We start from the raw sequence: 24,287 nt of genomic DNA, 5'->3' as shown, positions 1-24,287 counted from the left end.
CCTTGCCATTATATGGTTTTAATCTATTTATAGTCTACAACTTAAACTGAAGCAAATGACTCAAGCGAAAGTGTATTAAATTTTTTTGATAATGGATGACTTTACTATATGGGAAAGCTTCTTTTAGAAGTACTCTGGATTACTGCTGCACATTACTTAATACACAAAGAATCAACAGACACTCACCAGTCCAGGCTATCCCAACATTGAGGCTTGATCAGCCAAACTACACTCAGAATACGACGTCCTTGAACTCCATTGAAGTCTTATGTCAATGCGAAATAACCACTCAAAATCGCTCAACATTTACAATTTATCCAATAACATTACCCTATATCCAAACCTCACATCGCTATATGACAAAAAAATACAACAAAACACAACCTGCCCCATCCGTTGAATCGCCTTTCACCAATACAATACAGTTGCCCTCAGCACCAACCCAGTAAGCATACTCAATCCACAAAAAGCATGTCACCAGACCCATAATATCTGACAACCAAATTAGAGAATATCACTCTTCACCAATTTTTCTTGCTTCACTCACAAAGTTAAGTCACGTTCAGCACCTCAGCATCAGCGACTACAGGATTAAACCATGCATCCAATGCTTAATATCGCGGTGAAAGCCGCCCGTCGCGCAGGTTCCATCATCAACCGCGCCTCTCTCGACATCGATGCAATCCGAGTCAGCAAAAAGCAGCACAACGATTTCGTAACAGAAATTGATCAAATGGCTGAGGGAGCAATCATCGAAATTTTATTGCAAGCTTATCCAAATCATTCAATCCTCGCCGAAGAATCGGGGGAAAGTGTGCAATCTTCCGATTCCGAATATCAGTGGATTATCGACCCGCTCGATGGCACGACAAACTTTATCCATGGCCTCCCTTACTATTGTGTTTCCATTGCCCTTTCACATAAAAGCCAAATCATACAAGCTGTCGTCTATGACCCCACCCGCAACGACCTCTTTACAGCATCGCGCGGCCGGGGTGCTTTTCTGAATGAGCGGCGTATTCGTGTTTCTCACCGTGACCGCCTATCCTATAGCCTTATCGGCACTGGCTTTCCTTACCGAGATCAGCAAGACATTAAAAGTTACTTAAAAATGTTCGGAACGATGACCCAAAATTGTGCAGGTATCCGTCGCCCGGGTGCTGCTGCACTCGATCTAGCCAATGTAGCAGCTGGACGTATGGATGGTTTCTTCGAGCAAGGCCTTCAACCCTGGGATATGGCAGCAGGCAGCCTGCTAGTGAGCGAAGCAGGCGGCTTGATAGGTAATTTCACAGGCGAATCCAATTTTCTCCATCAGGGTGAAATTCTTGCCGGTAATCCTAAGATATTCGCACAAATGGTAAACGTACTCAGTATCTACTCGCAATTAAAAAAACAACAGCCATCAGTTTAAGGTAAAAAATCTTACGACAAACACATCGCATAACCCATACCAATGAATGACGACAACAACACAAAAATAAGTCCTGTATAAGACAGGACTTATTTTTGTAAATTCAAATCTCGCTTAACGAGCCATCATTTTCTCCAACCGGGACAACACCGTATCACGACCTAACAACTCAAGCACCACATCAATCGGCGGCGTATGCATAGTTCCCATTGTTAGCAAACGGACAGGTATCGCCAGCTGTGGCATCTTTAACCCATTTTCCAACAACGTTGCCTTAAAAGACGACGAGATTAATTCACGACGCCACTCCGGCAACATGGTCAGCACGGCAATAAGGTCCTTCATTGCCATACACACCACGTCGGTGAAATATTGCCCCACATCCTCCTCTTTTAGATCAGGAATACGATAAAATATCTCTGCTCTTTGTGCAATATCTTCCACCGTGCTCGCACGGTCCTTAAATAACCCGATCACACAGGTTAATGGAGGTCCATTCTCGGTTAAAACCCCGGAACGCTCAAGAAAAGGTTGTGCCAGTGCAGCCAAACGACTATTGTCGGCTTTCTTTAAGTACTGATTATTAAACCACGCTAATTTTTGGGGATTATGTTGCGCGGGTGACTTACCCAAATGCTCCAAGTCAAACCACACTAAGAATTGTTCCCGTGAAAATACCTCCGCATCACCATGGGCCCACCCTAAACGCGCCAAATAGTTAACAACAGCCTCCGGCAAATAACCTGCCTCCCGGTACTGGATCACGCTCATCGCACCGTTACGCTTTGACATCTTCTCACCCTGGTCATTTAACACCGTAGGTAGATGGACATATACTGGCGGTTTTTTACCGAGCGATCGAAAAATGTTGATCTGACGAGGCGTATTATTAACGTGATCATCACCACGAATCACATGAGTAATTTCCATATCCATGTCATCAACCACTACACAAAAATTATATGTCGGCGTGCCATCTGGCCTAGCAATCACAAGATCATCAAGTTCTTCATTAGAGATCTGAATACGACCCTTCACGGCATCATCCCACTCTACAGACCCAGTCAATGGGTTCTTGAAACGCAGCACGGGCCTCGTTCCCACAGGCGGCTCTGGTAAAACTTTCCCAAATTCGGGACGCCAGCGCCGATCATAACGTGGCTTCTCACCTCTTTCACGCTGCTTTTCACGCAAATTCTCAAGCTCCTCTATGCTCATATAGCATGGATACACTTGTCCTGCATCAATCAGGCTTTTAAGGACTTCGCGATAGCGATCCATACGGTTCATCTGATAGAAAGGTCCTGCATCATAATCAAGACCAAGCCACTCCATCCCCTCGAGAATTACTTCGACGGCTTCCTTTGTTGAACGTTCTAGATCAGTATCTTCAATACGCAAGATGAAATCACCCTGATAGTGGCGAGCAAAAGCCCAAGCGTACAAGGCGGAACGGATATTGCCTAAATGGATGAAGCCAGTTGGACTCGGTGCAAAACGGGTACGGACTTTAGTCATGATCAACGAATTCGGTCATTCATGCGAAAAAACCTGCAGCATACTCAAGGGCAGGCTATCTGACAGGATAGAGAAACTTTTAATTATATTAGCAACAATGGGACCAATTACCCCTTACATATCCGATAGAAAATTTACTCGCAAGTATTCCTTAAAGCACACTGTCTCTTTCAAAGAACTTGAGAAGCTCAACTATACAAATTAAGTCAATTCTGCTGAATTTTTTATTTAGACATCCTTAAAACATATCCATCACTGAAGATGGTTTCATTTTTTAATAAATGCGATTCGTATGAAAAATACAATTTTTCTGCTATTTTCAACTTTCTAAGTCCAACTTTCTTTTCATTCATTGAGATTGGGGGCATACCTATATTCATATCATGAGCAGAATCATCGTAACATCATATTTAGCGATTTAGTGTAAACGAATAAATCAATCGCCGGCAGTCCGTCCTCGCTTAGCAACTGAACGATGAAAAGTCACCACACGGGGCTGCGCAATAAAATCTGTTGAAGACGCCATCCCGCAACCAGTACATGTCCCACATCCACTACTGCAATCTTTAGCCACTTTCGGCACATCAACTGGTCGACAAGCGCGACCTAATACACGTATCCACCTTGCATAATCCGGTCGATCTAGCCAAAGCGAGATAGCAGTCTGTACCTTTCCCGCAAGTGTGGGTAATATTTTTTGAAATAAATAAAGAATACTTATGAATGCTATAAGTACTATCGTAATATACTGCAGCCAAAGCGAAACTTTCATGTAAGTGCTCGTGCAATCGAGTACGTAATAAACGCTGCGAAATAAGCCATCAAAAACATATACCCAAACGAAAGTAGCACTGGCCACCATGATCGAGTTTCACGACGAATAACGGCAAGGGTTGACATGCATTGTGGAGCAAAAGCAAACCAAGCCAGCAACGAAAGTGCGCTGGCCAACGAAATATTGTTGGCCAGCGTATGCCCAAGAAGAAGCCCAACATTTCCATCATCACCGACAGCATAAACAGTAGCTAATGCTGCTACCGCAGTTTCACGAGCAGCAAAAGTCGGGATAAGCGAAAGGCTGATCTGCCAGTTGAAACCTAAAGGTGACAGAATCACTTCCAATGCATGACCTAAGTAAGAAGCAATACTGTATTCAATGGCGGGTCGTGTAGCATCCGCTGGCGGAGTCGGAAATGTCGAGATACACCACATGATTACCGTCAATGCGAGAATTACCCCTGTCAAACGCTTCACAAAAATCATACCACGTTCCCAAAGCCCAATACTCAAATCACGCAGTTTTGGCAAACGATAAGCAGGCAACTCCATGAGTAGTGCATGCTCGCCCTGGTTAGCATGAAAGCGACTCATAAACCACCCAAGTGTCATAGCTCCAATAATTCCAGCAAGGTATAGAATGAATAAAACAACCCCCTGAAGATTAAAAATACCCAGTACCGTCCGCGTTGGAATGAAAGCACCAATCAGTAAAGCATATACAGGTAAACGTGCAGAACAAGTCATCAATGGCGCCACTAAAATCGTCGTTAATCTATCTCGAGAATCGCTAATACTGCGTGTCCCCATGATGCCAGGAATCGCACAAGCGAAACTTGAAAGAAGCGGGATAAACGAGCGACCACTCAATCCAACTGAAAGCATAACCTGGTCAAGCAAGAATGCCGCACGAGGCAAATACCCAGACTCCTCTAAGATCAGAATAAATAAAAACAACACCAAAATCTCAGGCAAAAAACCGAGTATAGTACCCAATCCAGCGAGAATACCATCTGAGAGCAAACCTCTAATCGGCCCTTCTGGCAAGAAAATCTCAACTCGTGTACCAAGCCAACTAAAGACGTCACCTATCGCATCTGTCATAGGCTTACCAACGAAGTACACTGCTTGAAATACAAAAAACATCACAGCTGAAAGAATAAACAAACCCAACAGAGGATGTAATACCCAGCGGTCAATAGCATCATCAATAACATCGGTAGCACTTGGCATTGAAACGCTAGAGACCATTAAGCTCCGCACCTCGGCATGTAAATCAGCGTTTGGAAGGGAAATATCCGGCACAGGAGCAATCATCGTATCGGACACATAACCATCGAGCCATTGAACCAACGCCCTAGCGCCATCTTTCCGGACAGCGACCGTTTCGACGATAGGAGTATCAAGACTAGATGATAACTTCGGAATGTCGATTTTGATCCCTCGTCGTTGTGCGGCATCCATCATATTTAAAACAAGCAACATAGGACGCCCCAAACGTTTAACCTCCAAAACAAAACGCAAGTGAAGGCGCAGGTTCGTGGCATCAGCGACGCAAATAATCAAGTCAGGAGAAGTTTCACCTGGATAGACGCCCATCAGAACATCATACGTCACCTGTTCGTCAGGACTGGTAGGATAAAGACTATAACTACCAGGCAAATCAATCAGCCGAATCGTTCTCCCCGACTCAGTAGTAAACCGCCCTTCCTTCCGCTCAACAGTCACACCAGGATAGTTAGCCACCTTCTGACGTGCACCAGTAAGCTGGTTAAAAAGGGCTGTTTTACCGCAATTTGGATTGCCAATTAAGGCTACTTTTAGAGGAGATGAATTCATCGTTATGCGTCTTGAATCACGTTAACACGATCGGCTTCCGTCCGACGTAACGCAAAGCGTGTCGAACCAATTTGAACCAAAAGAGGAGTCGAACCCCAAGGGCCTAAAGCAACAATACGTACTGACTCGCCTGGAACAAATCCAAGCACACGTAGATGCTGCGCAATAAGATCTGTTTCATGAAGATCAGAAACCTCATCAACGACTGCAGAAACACCCTTTGGCAATTCCGATAGACGCACCCGACGTGAAGCTGGAATGAAAGTCGCTTGCATAATTATTGCCAATTATTTTGGCTTAAAATATCACTTAAAGACATAGCACTTTAATAAAACAACTCGTAAAGATGTATAGAGGCCATGTGGGAAAATTATTTCAGAACACCTCGATATTTAGGAAAAATCAAAACTTCAATGAAATCTGTATGCCTTAGAGGGACAATACAGAAAGATCGCCAACAACGTCAAATATTAAAAATATGTCTACATCAGCAACACAAGAGTACAGATAGAAATGGATCCTACTACAGTGAATGTTGGAAAAAATTTTGTACTGTACTCCAAAAACCAGCTACTGCTTGAAAAAGCAATATGTAAAAGTCTTATCTTAAGGATAATTATCGCAAAACGAACGAGTAAAAGTCACGGATAAACTATGATTCAGAATGAAAAAACTCCAGAATAACAGATCCTAAAGAAGCCCGGCCAGGCTACAGAGATCATTTTATTTTATCTTTAAAAAGATAAAAAAGCATATTGCAGCACGTCTGGTTGCAAGAGCCAATTTGAGATGGCGACGATAATGACAGTCTCTTACGAGATTCAAATTATACTGATAAAGTCAAATATAAGATCTATCAAAAAAGATTTCTTTAATAGTAAGAAGGCTAAACAACAAATGATCACACTATGCTCGTCCTAGGGTTATTACAAATGATTAAATCAAATCACTGAAAATCATTTTTAGATTACCCTACCACTGAGCTCCGCGCAAAAAACGCTCCTATGTAAAAATGAAATCACCTTTTCTAAAGGAATCCTCGGCTTCGGAGTGCTTGCTGTTTAAATGCACCTCATAACTCGTCAACAGATAATAATTTAAAATACCTGACCCATCGCCCTCGACGAATCGAAGCATGTCAAGCACTCTTGAGAAAAAGTAGACTATTATCCCAATGGATAGTGACTTAAAAAGTGAAATATACGTAAGTTAAGATTTTGAAAATAATCAGCCAAGCAACTAATTCAAAATACCTATAACACATCTCCATGAAAAATGGAGTAAAACTATACCGCTCACACTGCATCAGGAATTGAGCAAGCTTCCGTCAACTGAAGATTGTTGTCGTTAGCAAAATTAATGACGAAATCAAAAGCCATTGGCTCAATTTCACGAAGCCTTTCATCAACAACTACGCATTTCACATCACCTACCTGTATCGGACGCACATAAGGAGAATATTGCATATGCGCATATGGACCAGCAACTTTACTGCGACCAAAACACGATAGGACTCCACATATTCGTTCCGCCCAGTCACTTGGGCGAAACTTCTTACCATCCCGGGTAATGCCCTGGATGAAATACTCGCGCGCGGTAACCTGCTCGGTCATATTGTTCATCCCCTCATAAAACACCTAAGACAGCAAAAAAACGCGATGCTATCAAATAGGTCATTATATCTTACACAAGACCTGATAACCCATCTCGCTATCGATTAATAACATGTATGTAAACACTGGGGCTCTACATCAAGGGGTTCAGAATTAAGCGCATAGAATTAAAGCGTCTGACGACAAAACAATTTGGAATTTGATACACTGAAGAAACTTCTCTACTCCGACAGGCCCACTAAAGCCGTCCCAACGAAATAAAAAATGACAGACAATTCAATAAAACATTATCTGCAATTCAACGATTTTTCTCTGGATGAATACGACTATGTACTAGAACGTGCAGGGATTCTCAAAAAAAAATTTAAAAACTACGAGACTTATCATCCATTACATGACCGCACATTGGCAATGATTTTTGAGAAAAGTTCAACTAGAACACGTCTATCATTTGAAGCTGGTATCCACCAATTAGGAGGGCATGCTGTATTCCTAAATACTCGCGACACACAGCTCGGGCGGAGCGAGCCAATCGAAGACACGGCACAAGTGATCTCAAGAATGACAGACATTATCATGATCCGAACGTTTGGCCAAAAAATACTCGAACGATTCAGTCAGCATTCTCGCGTACCTGTCATTAACGGCCTGACCAACGAATACCACCCGTGCCAGGTACTGGCCGATATTTTCACTTATTGCGAACACAGGGGATCGATCAGAGGTAAGACTGTTGTATGGATTGGCGATGCAAATAACATGTTGTACACCTGGGTCCAGGCTGCCGAGATTTTTGGCTTCGTCATGCATATTTCCACGCCACCAGACTATCGCCTAGATAAAAAAATGGTCAAAAAATCTAGTTATTCATTCGTGCGTGAATTCGACAATCCTATCGAAGCTTGCAAAGGTGCTGATCTTATATCCACCGATGTTTGGACAAGCATGGGTTACGAATCAGAGAATGAAGCACGAAAGACCGCATTTTCCAAATGGTGCGTCAATTCTGATCTAATGGACCAAGCAAAATCCGATGCTTTATTTATGCATTGTCTACCTGCTCATCGTGGCGAAGAAGTCTGTGCAGAGGTGATCGATGGCCCCAAGAGCGTTGTATGGGACGAAGCTGAAAACCGCTTGCATGTACAAAAAGCTTTGATGGAATATCTATTACTCGGTCGTCTCTGAGTTTCATCCTTGCTACTCTAACTTTTAACTTTGATCCGTCTGAGAGTAATAAAAAAGTTCTTTGGAAAAACCAATTGATTGGCTTTACTAAAACATAGTTTTCTAAAAACTAGAAATTTATGTTCTATGTTTAGCATATCGATTAACATGGATTGCAAAAATATTTATAGTAATTTCCTTGCACCTGTAATGCAAAATCGAATCGCCCAGAGCAGAAGCTACCAAGTGTACTTATCAGCTCAAACACAGTAAGAGTATAGACCATGGCTGGGTAGCAAAATTCTCGCTACCCAGCGGTAATGGCAAATTCGACATCGAGGTTATTATTCATCCACCGTCACATCAACGTCCCATGGCCTCATGATGAATGAATTCAATCTGTGGCCAATTAAACATAGAACTACCATCTGACTTATACAACATCATCAAAGTACATCTCATTCCTAGTCAACCCCGGCACAGTAATGAGAATTAAGATATCAAAACCATAAAAGGGGAAACTCTATAATAGAGCTAGCAAGGTTTGCAAAGATACGACCCATATCCTCTTTTTTCATCATGAATAAGAAAGATTTACTCTGATCGAACGATCAGCTTGATTAGATTGTCTAGAAGCCTTGGCATGCAGGTATTCTGCCTGACACACTAATATGGGCTTACTATCGAGTACATAACATTAACGTAGTCACGACATTGATTTCTCCGTCATATCCATGTCTACTCAAGCCAATTAAATAGACATAGGATTTTATTGAGACGATAGCTATCTCTAAAAATAAGTCTGTGCTCATCGCACACTTATAATTAGCACTAAATCGTATTGCAACGTACGCAGATCAATTGATTTTTCACAATCCTCTCCAGCACATGCCATATACCATAATTATCAAAGAACAAGTGGTTCTATTTCAAGTTTTACACCAAATCGCTCCATCACACTCGTCTGAATGGCATTGGCCAACGTTAAAACATCGACACCCGACGCGCCACCAAGATTGACAAGGATAAGTGCCTGGCGTTCATATACACCCGCCTTTCTCAAGGTTTTACCACGCCATCCACATTGGTCAATCATCCAGCCAGCTGACAATTTCCAATCGCCTGAGGGTTGTTCATATGCAATAACATTAGGAAATCGCTCTCGCAATGCAATAAATGTAGATGCATCCAGCACCGGATTCTTAAAAAAACTGCCTGCATTTCCCATCGTCACAGGATCAGGCAACTTGTCCCGTCGAATGCCAATCACGGAATTGAAAATATCACGTGCTGATAATTTTTTGATTGTTTGTTCAGGCAATGTCCGTGCAAGTTCTGCATATCTGATCACGGACTGCCACGGATACGGTAGCCTGAAAGTTACCTGCGTCAGAATATAGCGCGAAGCATTTTTCTTAAAAAGACTGTCACGATAGCCAAAGGCACATGCCTCAGCATCGAGCGTCACGAATGTTCGAGTTGTCGTATCAAATGCGCGAACTGAATGCAAACGTTCTGCAACCTCAATGCCGTAAGCACCAATATTTTGAATTGGGGCTGCGCCAACCGTTCCCGGAATCAAAGCCAGGTTTTCGAGACCGGGACAACCTATATCAAGAGTCCATTCAACAAAATTGTGCCACACTTCGCCAGCGCCTACCTCAATGATCCAAGCATCTTCTTGCATCCCAACAAACCGACGTCCTTGAATACGCATCAGTATTATCAGCCCATCAAAATCACGAGTGAATACCAGATTGCTCCCTCCCCCAATTACGAGACAAGGCAATCGAGCTACTTCTGACATAGCTAACACACGACGCAAATCGTCCTCGCTATGCACAACTACAGCGAGTTGTGCCATTGCAGACAAATTAAAAGTATTAAAATTGCGTAGAGAAAATTCGCGGTACAGCTCAGGCATGAGGAATTTTTTTTGATCATCAATACATAGATTTAACCCTATGGCATAGCTGAATTATAATTGTGATCGAATAAGATGTCCTCTTGATCATGATGGCCAAATGCTTTTGGTCGAGTAACTAGCTATAGGAAAATCCAAATGCCATCGTTTGATGTTGTCTGCGAAGCAGATATGGTTAAACTCAAAAATAGCGTCGAACAAACTTGTAAAGAATTAAAAACACGCTTCGACTTCAAAGGATCGGACGCCAAAATTGAGCTCAACGAACAAGAATTAACAGCGCAAGCCGACGACGATTTCAAGCTCAGTCAACTACGTGATATCTTTATTCGGAAAATGTCCAAAAATGAGGTGGACGTGCGTTTTCTCGACTACGGAAAAATCGAGAAAATCAGCAGGGAAAAAGTGAAACAGACCATCAAAGTCAGAAAAGGAATCGAATCAGATTTATCCAAAAAGATAGTACGTATAATCAAAGACAGCAACATGAAGACGCAAGTCAGCAATCAGGGTAATACTGTACGTATCTCAGCTAATAAGCGTAACGACCTGCAATTCATTATGATCTTGCTCCGCAAGCAAATTACCGATATACCATTGGTATTCAATAATTTTCGGGATTAAAACCCACCGTCTGTGGGTACCAAAGTGCAATACCACACGATACTTCCTTCGTAAAACTCCATAAGGTAAAAAATCAAGATAACTGCCCTAGTCGATGCGACTTTCCTTACCAGTCAGCAACTTGGTGATATTTCCACGATGACAATAAACCAATAATATGGCCATAAAAATGGCCGAAATCATGTATGGTCCAGTACCAAATATCAAGACATAAAAAACCGGTGCAAGCACAGCTGAGACGAGCGCTGCTAAAGAAGAATAACGAAACCAGACAGCAATGATAAGCCAAACTGCCATTACAACAAAACCCACCACAGGCGAGATAGCGAATAGCACCCCTGCAGCAGTCGCAACACCCTTACCACCCTTGAAACGCAAAAAAATTGGGTACAGATGACCAATAAACACAGCAAGTGCAACTGCGGAAAGACCAAAATTACCTACTCCAAAAAAATCAGCGAAACATTCAGCGAGAAACACTGCCAACCAACCTTTGAAAGCATCGCCGATCAACGTGAAGAATGCGGCAATTTTATTGCCTGAACGTAGTACATTCGTGGCTCCAGGATTACCAGATCCATAGGAGCGAGGGTCGCGTAAACCCATAGTGCGGCTAACAATCACAGCGAATGGTACTGAGCCAAGTAAATAAGAAATAAGGATAAAAAACAACGTAGCCATGAAATATGAAAAAAATTTTAAATAAAAATGGCCAGCATTCTGCTTAAGCCGGACCTAAGTAGGACTTTTCATCGATACTAAAAAATTTAACGTGCCTACGGCAGATTGCTCATAAAAGCCAAAATTTTAAGCCATTATTTAAATGGCTCTGCATGCAAGTGACAATGATTATGCTGGTATTACCAAAATGGTATTTAATACGCACTAGAATAAGCATTCGCAGTGTAAAAAGTCAACAATACCAACTGAGGAATCTCTTATTGATTCATAATATCCAAACAGGAGATGAATTTCTCCTAGCTACCAAACATAAAGTTTCAATGTAACCACTAATGGTGAACGCCAGTCGCGAAATTAAATTTCATAGAGAGGACTGACTTGCTCAACCACGTGGGTGATGCTGCGCATGAAGTATTTTAAGACGTTCTCGAGCCACATATGTATAAATTTGTGTCGTCGAAATATCCGAATGACCAAGTAGTAATTGCACTACCCGTAAATCCGCGCCATGATTTATCAGATGCGTCGCAAATGCATGACGCAAAGTATGTGGTGATATTGGTGCGTGAACCTCAGCCATGGAAGCATAGCGTTTAATCAAGTACCAAAAAGCTTGCCGCGTCATCCCTTGACCGCGATGTGTGACAAAAAACGTATCGCATATACTAGCATTTAACAGAACATGCCGCGACTCACTCAGATAGTTATTTATCCAATTGCCGGCTTCATCACCGAAGGGCACCAAGCGTTCTTTTGCACCTTTGCCAAAAATACGCAGTACTCCCTCATTAAGACCAACCTCGAGCATTTTTAGAGAAACTAACTCTGATACACGCAGTCCACTAGCGTACATTAACTCAAGCATCGCACGATCTCGTAAACCGAGTGCCGTACCTATATCAGGGGCAGTAAGCAGTGCTTCAATTTGTGCTTCTGAAATAGCGCTCGGAATGCAGCGACGTCGTTTGGCCACTGTAATACGCAAACAAGGATCTATCAAGCAATGATGCTCACGTACAGCCCATCGATAAAAACGTTTTAATACCGACAAACATCGATTCACGCTGCTGGCAAGATCTATACTCCGATAAGCAAGATAAGCAGTCACATCAGTGTGCGTTACACCATTCAGCGATTTCTCTGAGGTAGTACTCAACCACTGAGCAAATAAACGAAGATCACGACGATATGCTTCAAGCGTATTAGAAGCCAAACCATCTTCAAGCCAAATAGTATCGTTAAACTCTTCGATCAATGTAATACTCGTTTGATAATTCGAAGAATCTGGATCAAAAGTAATCAACGTATCCACAGCATCCATAATAATTTCTGGACAAAAGCAAATAATAGTTAATCATCTAACACACGAAATATTTAATACTCACTCAGACCATCGAGAAACCAAGTTGACTGATAATTTCGATAAAAACATTTATTAATTTCGCATTTATACTCGATCCTTCTATTTTGGATACCGTGCTTATGTCATTACTTTTCTGTTATGAAGATACATCAAAATATCAGGTTATTCTGACGTTTTTCCATACTTCACCACGCTCATCACCAAATATATTCCAACGACACTACTGACACTTTGAACATACATTTCCATGTAATGCTGCTTCTTCGATCACAAAATCTCGACTTGTACTTTGACAGCGTAGACAATCAGATAAGCCTTCATTTGACTCCGAGGTATGTAATGCCCGCACATTCCACGTCAGATCACCCTTCACTGCATCACTTCTTACTGCCCAATGAAAACGCGACAAAAGCCTTTTCTGCGGAATTAGCAAAAGCGATCTTGAGACGCATGATAACTGCTATATCTCAAAAACATGGTCTACATATACAACTCTGTGGAGAGCTCGGTTCAGGCAAAACCACCCTCGTGCGTGCTTTATTGCATTCACTTGGACATACGCAACACGTCAAAAGCCCAACTTATACACTGTGTGAATCCTATCATCTCAAAACTCAAAACGGACCTTTAAGCGTTTGTCATTTTGACTTTTACCGTTTCATGGATCCAGCAGAGTGGCATGATACCGGTTTTCGAGAACACTTTAATGACCATGTTTTATGCCTCGTCGAATGGCCAGAGAAAGTCGGTGGCTTGCTCGGTATTCCTGATTTAAAATTGACGCTTGAGCCCAATGACGATTGTCGGCATCTTACTGTTCACGCTAGTACACGTGCTGGCCTGGCTTGCCTTCCAACATGCTGATTAAACGTTTTCGCTATACTGACAAGGATATCTTGTCAATCAACATAAGTCGACGCTGGGCTATACGCACAGGCGCATCCACGCTCATCCTAGCCATAACTGGAACGCACCTAACTTTCGGCAGCACGATCGTTGCCATACGTGTTTGGCCTTCTAAGGATTATACCCGTGTCACGCTTGAGACCGACACGGTTGTTCAGTTTCAGCAAACACTGATCGATAACCCTAATCGTTTTGTAATCGACCTAAATACCATTGAGATGAATGCCACTCTACGAGATCTCGGTTCTAAGATTCAATCGAATGATCCTCAGATCAGTCAGGTACGCGTTGGGCAATTCAAACCCAGTGTCGTTCGGATGGTATTCGACCTAAAAACAAGAGTAAAGCCGCAATCATTCACCTTACCTCCCGTCGCAGGCTACCGATATCGCACCGTTTTCGACCTCTATCCGACAATTGAGCCTGATCCATTAATGGAATTACTGGCCAAATCTGAGCATAAGAATGAGGCTCTTTCCAAAAAAAATGGGATTTTAGATCCAGAAACAAGCGAAGCATTCTTCCAAAAATATGCACAGGAGAACACCAAACCACTTCCATCTGCAGGGCAACCCGATACTGCCGAAAAATTGCCAACGGTAACACAACGTAACGATCCGGAAAAAGATAACGCAACGTTCGCTCGTACACGTGCTACAAAAACAATCCGCTTACTTACCATCGCTCTAGATCCTGGACATGGAGGCGAAGATCCAGGCGCCATCGGCCATCGCGGATCTTACGAAAAAGTAGTTGTATTACAGATAGCCAAAAGATTGCGTGACAAAATCGATGCACAGCCCAATATGCGAGCAATGATGACACGCGATGCAGATTTTTTTGTGCCACTTGCGATGCGTGTCCAAAAAGCCCGACGTGTCGACGCAGACCTTTTTATATCAATTCACGCAGACGCATTTACAACCCCCGATGCACGAGGCTCATCCGTATTTACATTATCCGAACATGGGGCCTCATCAATGACAGCTCGATTACTTGAAAAAACTCAGAATGCTTCCGACTTGATTGGCGGCGTAAACTTCAGAACCAATGATCGCGCCGTCGCACACGCTTTGCTTGATATGTCAACCACGGCCCAAATCCGTGATTCAAAGAATTTTGGCAGCACGTTATTACGCCAAATCAGTGATCTCAATAAATTACACAGTCCGAATGTCGAGCAAGCAAGCTTTGCCGTGCTCAAAGCACCTGATATTCCCTCAGTCCTAGTAGAAACCGCTTTCATTAGCAACCCTGAGGAAGAACGACGTCTAAATGACCCTGTTTTTCAAGAACAACTGGCTGACGCCCTCTTAAAAGGTATCAAACAATACTTCGCCAAAAATCCGCCCATCTCAAAGAATCGCACAACTTAATAGCAATAATCATTCACAAATAAACCAAGTAAATACCAAAACCAATCGATGGCGCGTCTTTATCTCCAACACTTTACTTCCCTGCCTGACAAGCATTCCACAACGCACCTATCGCGAGAGGCACCACAGCTGCTCCTAACCCTACTAACACGATAACGTTCAGATATTGTTTAACAATGGGTAAATTGCCAAATAGGTAACCGCCCCCGACCAACGACACCACCCAGATCCCAGCCCCAACTATGTTGTAAAATTGAAACCTCTGCCAGTGCATTTTGGATACGCCTGCCACAAACGCTGCAAACGTCCGTATAACTGGCACAAAGCGGGCAATAACGATGGTCTTACCACCATGGCATTCGTAAAAAGTTCGAGTCTTATGCAAGGTCTCTCGATCTAGAAAACGAAAATTCTTCTCATATACCTTTGTCCCAATGTAACTACCCGTAAAATAATTAAGCGTATTTCCCATTGTCGCAGCCATGAACAGCAAGCTGATTAGAAGCCAAGGGTCAATAAGACCCTGTGCCGCAAATGCACCACCAATAAAAAGTAAAGAATCGCCCGGCAAGAATGGTATCAGGACAAAACCTGTTTCCACAAAAACAATCATAAATAGAAATAGATATATCCAATTTCCATACTGTTCTATAAAAAAATAAAAATGTTTATCTATATGTAAAATCATTTCAAATGATTGCAGCAAAATATCCAAATTGAATCCCTTTAGAAAAAGACAGGCGCACCACTGGTACCATGATAGCAGTCTGATCACCAAGCATTTCAGTTTACTCCTCAATAACTTGTACCCATTCAAGAAATCATCACCTTATGTCATCGAAGCTAAGCATTTATAATGACCACCTTATTTACAAGTCTAATCTCTATGCCTCCGATCTTGGCGACCACTGTTCATGAGCTTGCTGATGCAGAAGACAGCACCCTCCATATCAGTCCAACCATTCGTGAAATCCGTATATTGCCAGACAAACTCATCAGCCAAATTGCCGCTGGTGAGGTCGTGGAGCGGCCAGCATCCGTCCTAAAAGAGTTACTCGAAAACTCCCTAGATAGCGGTGCCAGACAGCTGGAGATCAAATTGGAAGAAGGCGGTGTGCGCAGAATCAGCATTACTGATGATGGCTCTGGCATACCCTCCGAACAGCTGCCACTCGCACTCGTACGCCACGCCACCAGTAAGATTCGTAACCTCGATGAGCTCGAATCTGTACTCACACTTGGTTTTCGCGGCGAAGCCCTCGCAGCGGTGGCCTCAGTAGCACGACTCACGTTAACGAGCCGTCATGCTGATGCTAATCACGCCACCACCATTGACAACAATACAGGTAAAATCGTCCCAGCAGCCGCTCCCGTAGGGACAACTGTTGATGTTCGCGATCTCTACTTTAATACCCCGGCACGCCGAAAATTCCTAAAGAACGAGCAAACCGAATTCGGCCATTGCATGGAAATAATTCGTCGCATTGCATTAGCACGTCCAGCCGTTACTTTCTCAATCTCGCACAATAAGGAAACTGTGGAGCAATGGAAAGGCACAACGCCTGCCGTGCGTATAGGGCGTATTCTGGGTGAAAAATTTGCAAACTCACATCTGGTTTTAAACGAAGAAGCAACAGATTTAAAACTTACGGGATTTATTGGACTCCCCGCAATCAGTCGTGGACGGGCTGACCGACAATTCTTTTTTGTCAACGGCCGCTTTGTGCGCGACAAACTGCTCACTCATGCGGTTCGAGCCGCCTACGAAGACGTCTTGCATGGGAAACGTTATCCAGCGTATGTAATCTACCTCGACTTACCTCCACAGTTAGTTGACGTCAACGTACATCCATCGAAGATCGAAGTACGTTTTCGTGATGCACGTAGCATCCATCAATTTATATTTCACTCCGTACAACGTGTCCTTGCCCATGTCGCAGCTAGTACGAGCGTTCGTCAAACAGCACATCTCACAAACGATAACCGCATTACTAACAATCTTGCGGCTCTACATTGTAATAATAACGAGAACCATAGCAGATTTACGAGAACCACCTCAGTCAGTAACTCCATCAGTAATCATGAATGGGTTTCTCAAAAAATGCAGCTAGTCGATGGAGAGTTGTACTCCAATCATGAAGTAGAAGCCAATCGTGCACCACCTATTAAACCGTTCAATACCTCCTCCACATCGGCAATCAAAAGCTCAGCTTCGAATACCATAACCTACGAACAACCGCTGGGATTCGCTATCGGACAACTACACGGAATTTACATTCTTTCGCAAAACACTTATGGGTTGGTACTCGTCGACATGCACGCAGCACATGAGCGAATCCTTTACGAAAAATTGAAGCAAGCCCTAGCGGTAAACAGTATACCGGTGCAATCATTATTAATCCCGATCACATTCTTCGCCGACCCTGTAGAAATCGGCACCGCAGAAGAACATCGCGACACGCTCACCACATTAGGCTTCGATCTAGCCAGAATCTCGCCAACAACGCTCGTAGTACGGACTATTCCCGCACTGCTTAATGGCGCTGATGTACAGGCATTAGTACGTGCCGTACTAGTTGAGCTCCATCAATATGGTGGTTCACGGGTGCTAACCGAGCGGAAGCATCAACTTCTTAGCACACTTGCCTGTCATACTGCTGTACGAGCTAATCGCCAGCTCACGCTAGTCGAAATGAATGCTTTACTCCGACAAATGGAAACTACCGAACGCGCAGATCAATGCAATCATGGACGTCCAACGTGGTATCAACTGGCACTGAGTGATCTAGATAAATTATTTATGCGTGGACGTTAGTTAATGTCGACATCTACTAGTACACCAATCGTCTGTTTATTAGGCCCAACAACCTCCGGCAAGACAGCCGCTGCTTCAGCCTTAGCACAGACTACACCCATCGAAATCATCAGTGTTGATTCGGCGTTAGTGTACCGTGAGATGGATATTGGAACAGCCAAACCAAGCAAAGAAGAACTCGCGAGCATCCCACATCATCTGATCGACATCATCGATCCTATACAGGCTTACTCTGTCGCAAAATTTCGCACTGATACCTTAAGGCTTATCGATGAGATCATCGCACGTGGTCGACGACCCTTGTTGGTTGGCGGCACTATGCTGTATCACAGAGCACTCACTCAAGGCCTATCACCACTTCCGTCTGCTGATTCAGCGGTACGTGAAAAACTCACTATTGATGCTAAAAATAAAGGCTGGCCAGAAATGCATCTTCGCCTCAAGAAGATAGATCCTATCACAGCCGGACGCCTGGCACCGAATGATGCACAACGTATTCAACGTGCCCTAGAAATTTATGAGATCTCAGGGAAACCGATGTCACAGTGGATTGCACAGATAAAACCAGTGGAGAAAAATGTAAGCTATACATTCGTGCCAGTAGCACTAGAACCTTTAGATAGAAGCATACTGCACACACGAATCGATAGGCGATTTTCAATGATGCTAAATGCTGGATTCATTGAGGAAGTGGCACGTCTGCGTAAACGAAGCGATCTGCATCTTGGTTTGCCATCGATGCGCTGCGTTGGTTATCGGCAGATATGGCAATACCTTGACAACGACATTGACTACGATACTATGCGGAACAAAGCAATCTCAGCTACACGTCAACTTTGTAAACGCCAATTGACTTGGCTACGTGCAATACCAGAACGTCGTATCGTTAATTGCGATGCACCAAATTCTCAAACGCGGGCCGTCTCCACAATAAAGTCCATTTGGAATATATAAGACATTTACTTAACAATCGTCTGGGCTTCTCCATCTGCACGAAGCCGTACCACGCCTAAGCGATAAACTGTTTCACCTGCCTGTTCGAGTTGGGTGACTGCGGTATCCACATCTGCTTTCGAAACAATTAACACCATCCCAATGCCACAGTTAAATACCCGATACATTTCACTATCATTGACATTACCATGTTCTTGAAGCCACTGGAACAATGGCGGCAAAGGCCAAGAGTTCTTCGACAGCTCAGCAACAAGGTGGCCCTGCAACGCACGCGGAATATTTTCAACAATTCCTCCACCGGTAATATGTGCCATGCCTTTAACCTGAATCGCCTGCATTAGTGAAAGTAATGGCTTGACATAGATACGTGTCGGCGCCATTAGTAAGTCTCTCAAGGGTTTACCATTCAAATGAACATTTAAATCTGGCTGAGCGACTTCGATAATCTTACGTACAAGCGAATAACCATTCGAATGCACACCCGATGACGCCAGTCCCAATAAAACGTCTCCTGGCACAGTAGAATGACCATCGATAATGTTATTTTTTTCCACCACACCAACAGCAAAACCCGCTAGATCATATTCACCATCGGGATACATGCTTGGCATTTCAGCCGTTTCACCGCCAATTAGTGCACAACCGGATAACTCACACCCCTCTGCGATACCCTTAATCACGGCAGCTGCCGTCTGCACATTTAGCTTCCCACAAGAAAAATAATCTAGAAAAAACAATGGCTCAGCACCTTGCGCCAGAATATCATTAACACTCATCGCAACCAAATCTTGGCCTACGGTGTCATGCTTGTTCAATTTAAAAGCCAATTTGAGCTTTGTGCCGACACCATCGGTGCCTGATACCAGTACTGGCTCTTTATAACGCTTTGGTACTTCGAACAATGCGCCAAAACCACCAATCCCACCTAGCACGCCATCGCGCATGCTTTTTTTGGCAAATGGTTTAATCATCTCTACAAGCGCATCGCCGGCATCAATATCAACACCGGCGTCGCGATAGGAAAGGCCTGTGCTTTTTTTAAGGTGTGGCATATTGGCAATACATGAAAGTTTCGGAATAAATGCTATTTTACCTGATACCAGCCTTTGAATGATGCATGAATAGGATTTTCATCAGTATGAATGGCTTCCTATTAACTCATGACCAACGCCAGTCTATGTTTTGATTAAAAGTTATCTTAACGTTAAGGACATTCTTTTATTATCTTCCTTATTCTCAGATCCTTTTTTCTTAACGCTACCGTGTACCTCCTTATATCCTTAGGCAATTAGCCATTACAATCCCCCCACGCGGTTTAGCGATTCTAACACTCTCCTCCTGAACGTGATCATACCAGTCCTCATGGTGCGAATGATAATCCAGAAAAAATCTAACAAATACATCATCAGTAAATGCCACCCTGTATATTCAAAAGCTGTAGAATCTCTCATCTCAATGCATTGGAAACAAGTTAAGCTCATAGTGGATTTCCACACAAGTGCTTGCCTAGCTCAAAAAGCAGTCGGAATTTTATTATGTTGGTACTGGTATCGTTATACCTTCTGTATTATCTACAGAAATCTCTACTTACTTTATTTATTTATTGTAACGGTATTGCATCGCGAATACCTTACCCGTGCCGAAGCAAATCAATGGTTTCCTTGCACACCATTTTCTTCAAGTGTTGGTAATAAACGTGCTGACAGTTTATCATTCTAGTGCGTTTTCGATTACTCACTTCAACGCATCGTGTCCGTGAGTATTTTAGGTCAGCTAGCATTTGGGGATTGTTTTGGATTGAATAATTCTTGATTGTACGTGCCAGCACCATACTTATGATAGCCACCCGCCAGGTACGTCTAAATTATTTAGATAGCACTTTTTACAAAAAACCATCCGTTTTTGCTTCTTTCTTTCGTGACTCAACAACTGCTCTTGAACCTCGGTATGCCTCTCCCCGCAACATTCGATAATTTCATTGTCGGCGGTAACCACGAAGTCAAAGCACTGCTAGCCAGTTTGCCGGTCGAACTCGTATCTGGCACAGCGTGTGATCGTAGCATTTACCTATGGGGTGAAGTCGGTTCTGGCCGAACCCATTTGATGGAGGCCTTGTGCCACACGACACATACCGCACGCTATCTACTGCCACACAGTCCACTCGACAGCTTCGTCTTCGAAGAATCGACTTCCATCTATTGTGTGGACGAATGCGATGATCTCTCACCGAACAAACAAATCGCAGCCTTCAATTTATTCAACGAATGTCGTTCTCGGTCACATTGCGCTTTCATCGCTGCTGGTTCTCAGCCACCAATTAATATGAATTTGCGCGAAGACTTACGTACGCGCCTAGGTTGGGGTGTGGTCTTTCATCTTACAGGACTCGATGACGAAGGCAAAAAGCAAGCACTACAAATGGCAGCTCGAGCGCGAGGATTAGAACTGGCAATCGACGTCTCTGCTTATCTACTGACTCATTTCCAGAGGGACATGTCAAGTTTAATGGCGCTTCTCAACCGCCTTGATCGCTTCTCTATGGAAAAAAAAAGAGCCATCACACTACCTCTGCTTCGTCAAATGCTTTGCCAGACAGGTACGTCTTCAAGAGAGGTTAACTCATAAGCCCATCATTCAGTTAGAATTATCCATATGACCAATCTTGCACTCTTCGATCTCGACCATACGCTTCTGCCCATAGACAGTGACAAGGAATGGGGGCGCTTCCTAGTACGCATCGGCGCTGTTGATGGCCCAGCCTATACTAAAGCTAACGAAGCGTTCTATCAAGATTATAGCACTGGCAACCTTGACATGCCTGCGTATCTACGTTTCTGCTTAGCACCACTGGCTCAGTACACACGCGATCAACTCGATACATGGCATGCTCAGTATATGAAAGCTATTATCGAGCCAGCCATTCGCGCAGAAGCCATTGCTTTACTTAATAAGCATCGTATAGCTGGTGATCTATGCTGCATCGTATCCGCAACGAACACCTTCGTCACAACTCCAATTGCTCATGCCCTTGGTATTAAACATTTGATCGGTACACGTCCAGCCACTATGGGAGATTATCCAAATGCACGCTATACCGGTAACTATATCGGCACGCCCAGCTTTCGTGAGGGTAAAATTTCTTGTACTGAAACCTGGCTAAAGACGCTTGGCAAAACTTGGGGCGACTTTGAACACTCGTTCTTTTACAGCGATTCAGCGAACGATGTGCCCTTGATGGAAAAAGTCACTCACCCGGTAGCAACCAATCCAGATGAACCACTTCGCGCTATCGCGCTTGCACGCCGATGGCCAATTCTCGAATTGTTCACGTGATCCGAAAATTTATAAAAAAACTACTGAGTAAAAGGGATAATGCCCCAAACAGCATCATGCCCGAAAATGCTCCTATTATCATTAAAAAAATAGTACACAATATCAATCCAACCTTACTTTCTAAAAATGCCATACAGGTCATCGATACCCTCCAGCAAGCTGGTTATAAAGCATTCGTTGTCGGCGGTGCCGTGCGTGATCTATTGCTTGGAATCCAACCGAAAGACTTCGACGTTGCCACAAATGCCCATCCCGAACAGGTGAAGCGACTCTTTCGTCGAGCCCACATCATTGGTCGTCGTTTCCAGATCGTTCACGTACGATTCGGCTCCGAAATCATTGAAACTTCGACATTCCGCGCGATGATAAACATCGAAAACAGCAAGCAAATTGGCACATGTCGTTCTAAGCGAAGCGAACTAGACCGCAAAACGCACGTAACTGACGAATCTGGCCGTGTGCTTCGAGACAACGTTTGGGGACGGCAAGATGAGGATGCTGCACGGCGCGACTTCACTGTCAACGCAATGTACTACGATCCATCAACACAAACGGTGCACGATTACCATGGCGGTTGGCAAGACATACAATCACGCGTGATGCGCATAATCGGCGATCCAGCAACCCGCTTTCGCGAAGATCCAGTTCGCATGCTTCGCATTGTGCGTTTTGCCGCAAAATTAAACTTCTCAATTGATGAGACAACACAAGCACCGATAAGACAACTGGCACCTTTGATAGACAATGTCCCTGGGGCTCGTTTGTTTGATGAAATTCTCAAGCTGCTTTTCAGTGGTCATGCTTTGAATTGCGTTCAAAAATTGCGTCAACAAGGCCTGCACCATACCATTCTACCCCTACTTGACGTCGTATTCGAACAACCATTAGGCGAAAAATTTGTAATGCTCTCATTGGCGAATACTGACCAAAGAATCAGAGAAGGTAAATCAGTGTCACCAAGTTTCTTGTTTGCGGCCTTGCTATGGCATCTGGTACTAGAAAAGTGGAAAATCTATCAAAGGACAGGGCAATATCCAATACCTACGCTATACCTGGCGATGAATGACGTACTCAACTCCCAAACCAGCCAACTAGCTATTCAGCGACGTTTCATATCAGACATGAAAGAAATTTGGGGTCTGCAAGCGCGGCTTGATAAACGTGTGGGTCGTCGCACACCACTGCGTCTACTGAAACACCCACGTTTTCGTGCTGGCTACGATTTTCTACTGCTGCGTTGCGAATCAGGTGAAATCCCGGCGGATGAAGGGCAATGGTGGACCGATTTTATTAACGGAGATCCTAGTACACGAGAAAAATTACTTTCACAACGCAAGGTACCCACAGCAAACAAACGTCGCCGGCATAGCTCTCGAAAATCCAACGGTAGATCCAACGAAACCGTTACCAGCGAAAATAGTGGTAACCGTGTACTATAAAGAAAAATTTGGAAGATAATTCATGACGACGGTTGCCTATCTCGGGCTCGGCGCCAATCTTGGCGATACCCACCAATCATTGAAAGATGCTATTGTCTCCTTAGCACAGAATGCTGGCATCAAGATTACAGGGCGCTCCGAAATCTATCGAAGCGCCCCCGTCGACGCAACCGGTGATGATTACTTGAACTGTGCTATCAGATTAGAAACTACGTTATCTGCACGTCAACTACTCACATTATGTTTATCCATCGAGAAAAATTTCGGGCGTGAGCGTTCTTTTAGAAATGCTCCACGAACATTAGATCTCGATCTACTCCTATATGGTGACAAACACATAAATGAACCAGATCTACTCGTTCCACATCCTTGCATTGCTGGGCGAGCATTCGTACTGCTTCCGCTACGCGATTTAGACTTCGATCTTGAGATTCCCGGTATTGGCCGTGTAACTGACCTATTACCCCATGTAGCTAAACAACGGATCGAGCTACTCACATCATCCTGTTGTCCCAACCGCCGTACGAGCATGGTATGAACTAAT

The 24,287-nt window shown here is 43.7% G+C and carries 21 protein-coding genes; 11 read left to right on the top strand and 10 right to left on the bottom strand.

From position 1 onward, the window contains the following. Positions 1-598: 598 nt before the first annotated feature. Positions 599-1,414: an inositol monophosphatase family protein gene (locus tag BZL35_RS00575; protein WP_106181826.1), complete on the top strand. Its 816-nt coding sequence runs from the start codon at positions 599-601 to the stop codon at positions 1,412-1,414. 114 nt (positions 1,415-1,528) lie between these two features. On the opposite strand, the gene gltX is transcribed toward BZL35_RS00575, so the two are convergent. The 5 genes from gltX to BZL35_RS00550 all read right to left on the bottom strand — a co-directional run bounded on the left by gltX (position 1,529) and on the right by BZL35_RS00550 (position 7,161). Then, positions 1,529-2,932: a glutamate--tRNA ligase gene (gene gltX, locus BZL35_RS00570; protein ID WP_181276522.1), complete on the bottom strand. Its 1,404-nt coding sequence runs from the start codon at positions 2,930-2,932 to the stop codon at positions 1,529-1,531. 436 nt (positions 2,933-3,368) lie between these two features. Then, the gene (locus BZL35_RS00565) at positions 3,369-3,704 is read right to left on the bottom strand and encodes a DUF6587 family protein (RefSeq protein ID WP_106181823.1); all 336 of its coding nucleotides are present in this window, start codon (positions 3,702-3,704) and stop codon (positions 3,369-3,371) included. Further along, entirely contained in the window at positions 3,701-5,548 is a 1,848-nt protein-coding gene (gene feoB, locus BZL35_RS00560) for a ferrous iron transporter B (protein ID WP_106181820.1), read from the bottom strand. Before feoB ends, BZL35_RS00565 begins: the two co-directional genes overlap by 4 nt. A gap of 2 nt (positions 5,549-5,550) precedes the next feature. Further along, the gene (locus BZL35_RS00555; protein ID WP_245916303.1) at positions 5,551-5,823 is read right to left on the bottom strand and encodes a FeoA family protein; all 273 of its coding nucleotides are present in this window, start codon (positions 5,821-5,823) and stop codon (positions 5,551-5,553) included. 1,020 nt (positions 5,824-6,843) lie between these two features. After that, positions 6,844-7,161, bottom strand: coding sequence for a DUF3579 domain-containing protein (locus BZL35_RS00550; RefSeq protein WP_106181818.1), 318 nt, complete (start codon positions 7,159-7,161; stop codon positions 6,844-6,846). A gap of 264 nt (positions 7,162-7,425) precedes the next feature. On the opposite strand from BZL35_RS00550, the gene argF reads away from it, so the two are divergent. Next, positions 7,426-8,349 (top strand): ornithine carbamoyltransferase, encoded by a 924-nt coding sequence (argF, locus tag BZL35_RS00545; protein ID WP_106181815.1) that lies wholly within the window; start codon positions 7,426-7,428, stop codon positions 8,347-8,349. 886 nt (positions 8,350-9,235) lie between these two features. Here argF and murB read toward each other — a convergent pair. Continuing rightward, positions 9,236-10,252 (bottom strand): UDP-N-acetylmuramate dehydrogenase, encoded by a 1,017-nt coding sequence (gene murB, locus BZL35_RS00540; protein WP_106181813.1) that lies wholly within the window; start codon positions 10,250-10,252, stop codon positions 9,236-9,238. A gap of 138 nt (positions 10,253-10,390) precedes the next feature. Here murB and BZL35_RS00535 point away from each other — a divergent pair, with 138 nt between their 5' ends. Continuing rightward, the gene (locus tag BZL35_RS00535) at positions 10,391-10,876 is read left to right on the top strand and encodes a YajQ family cyclic di-GMP-binding protein (protein ID WP_106181810.1); all 486 of its coding nucleotides are present in this window, start codon (positions 10,391-10,393) and stop codon (positions 10,874-10,876) included. 87 nt (positions 10,877-10,963) lie between these two features. On the opposite strand, the gene plsY is transcribed toward BZL35_RS00535, so the two are convergent. Beyond that, on the bottom strand, positions 10,964-11,557 hold the full coding sequence (gene plsY, locus BZL35_RS00530; RefSeq protein WP_106181808.1) for a glycerol-3-phosphate 1-O-acyltransferase PlsY: 594 nt from the start codon (positions 11,555-11,557) through the stop codon (positions 10,964-10,966). Positions 11,558-11,939: 382 nt separating this feature from the next. After that, on the bottom strand, positions 11,940-12,878 hold the full coding sequence (gene xerD / locus BZL35_RS00525) for a site-specific tyrosine recombinase XerD (RefSeq protein ID WP_106181806.1): 939 nt from the start codon (positions 12,876-12,878) through the stop codon (positions 11,940-11,942). Positions 12,879-13,172: 294 nt separating this feature from the next. Here xerD and tsaE point away from each other — a divergent pair, with 294 nt between their 5' ends. Beyond that, a complete protein-coding gene (tsaE, locus tag BZL35_RS00520) occupies positions 13,173-13,784 on the top strand; it encodes a tRNA (adenosine(37)-N6)-threonylcarbamoyltransferase complex ATPase subunit type 1 TsaE (RefSeq protein ID WP_420837010.1) in 612 nt (203 codons plus the stop codon). Then, the gene (locus BZL35_RS00515; RefSeq protein ID WP_106181801.1) at positions 13,778-15,202 is read left to right on the top strand and encodes an N-acetylmuramoyl-L-alanine amidase; all 1,425 of its coding nucleotides are present in this window, start codon (positions 13,778-13,780) and stop codon (positions 15,200-15,202) included. The genes tsaE and BZL35_RS00515 overlap by 7 nt, the downstream gene beginning before the upstream one ends. A gap of 73 nt (positions 15,203-15,275) precedes the next feature. On the opposite strand, the gene BZL35_RS00510 is transcribed toward BZL35_RS00515, so the two are convergent. Further along, positions 15,276-15,917 (bottom strand): VTT domain-containing protein, encoded by a 642-nt coding sequence (locus BZL35_RS00510; RefSeq protein ID WP_106182809.1) that lies wholly within the window; start codon positions 15,915-15,917, stop codon positions 15,276-15,278. 171 nt (positions 15,918-16,088) lie between these two features. On the opposite strand from BZL35_RS00510, the gene mutL reads away from it, so the two are divergent. Beyond that, positions 16,089-18,017: a DNA mismatch repair endonuclease MutL gene (mutL, locus tag BZL35_RS00505; protein ID WP_106182808.1), complete on the top strand. Its 1,929-nt coding sequence runs from the start codon at positions 16,089-16,091 to the stop codon at positions 18,015-18,017. Between the two features lie 3 nt (positions 18,018-18,020). Next, a complete protein-coding gene (miaA, locus tag BZL35_RS00500; protein WP_106181799.1) occupies positions 18,021-18,971 on the top strand; it encodes a tRNA (adenosine(37)-N6)-dimethylallyltransferase MiaA in 951 nt (316 codons plus the stop codon). Between the two features lie 5 nt (positions 18,972-18,976). Here the strand turns inward: miaA and purM are convergent, their stop codons facing one another. Further along, positions 18,977-20,023: a phosphoribosylformylglycinamidine cyclo-ligase gene (gene purM, locus BZL35_RS00495; protein WP_106181796.1), complete on the bottom strand. Its 1,047-nt coding sequence runs from the start codon at positions 20,021-20,023 to the stop codon at positions 18,977-18,979. Positions 20,024-20,888: 865 nt separating this feature from the next. On the opposite strand from purM, the gene hda reads away from it, so the two are divergent. Genes hda through folK form a run of 4 tightly spaced genes read left to right on the top strand, consistent with a single transcriptional unit; the run spans position 20,889 to position 24,281 of the window. Beyond that, positions 20,889-21,596, top strand: a complete 708-nt coding sequence (hda, locus tag BZL35_RS00490) for a DnaA regulatory inactivator Hda (protein ID WP_106181794.1) — start codon at positions 20,889-20,891, stop codon at positions 21,594-21,596. Between the two features lie 27 nt (positions 21,597-21,623). Further along, positions 21,624-22,304 (top strand): histidinol-phosphatase, encoded by a 681-nt coding sequence (locus BZL35_RS00485; protein WP_106181792.1) that lies wholly within the window; start codon positions 21,624-21,626, stop codon positions 22,302-22,304. Then, positions 22,277-23,743 (top strand): polynucleotide adenylyltransferase PcnB, encoded by a 1,467-nt coding sequence (pcnB, locus tag BZL35_RS00480; RefSeq protein WP_106181789.1) that lies wholly within the window; start codon positions 22,277-22,279, stop codon positions 23,741-23,743. The genes BZL35_RS00485 and pcnB overlap by 28 nt, the downstream gene beginning before the upstream one ends. A 22-nt stretch (positions 23,744-23,765) precedes the next feature. After that, positions 23,766-24,281, top strand: a complete 516-nt coding sequence (gene folK, locus BZL35_RS00475) for a 2-amino-4-hydroxy-6-hydroxymethyldihydropteridine diphosphokinase (protein ID WP_106181787.1) — start codon at positions 23,766-23,768, stop codon at positions 24,279-24,281. Positions 24,282-24,287 lie beyond the last annotated feature (6 nt).

Source organism: Candidatus Pandoraea novymonadis, assembly GCF_003004665.1.
GTDB classification, from domain to species: domain Bacteria; phylum Pseudomonadota; class Gammaproteobacteria; order Burkholderiales; family Burkholderiaceae; genus Pandoraea; species Pandoraea novymonadis.
Note: the sequence above shows the minus strand (reverse complement) of the source record. Positions and strands in the feature narration are given on the sequence as shown.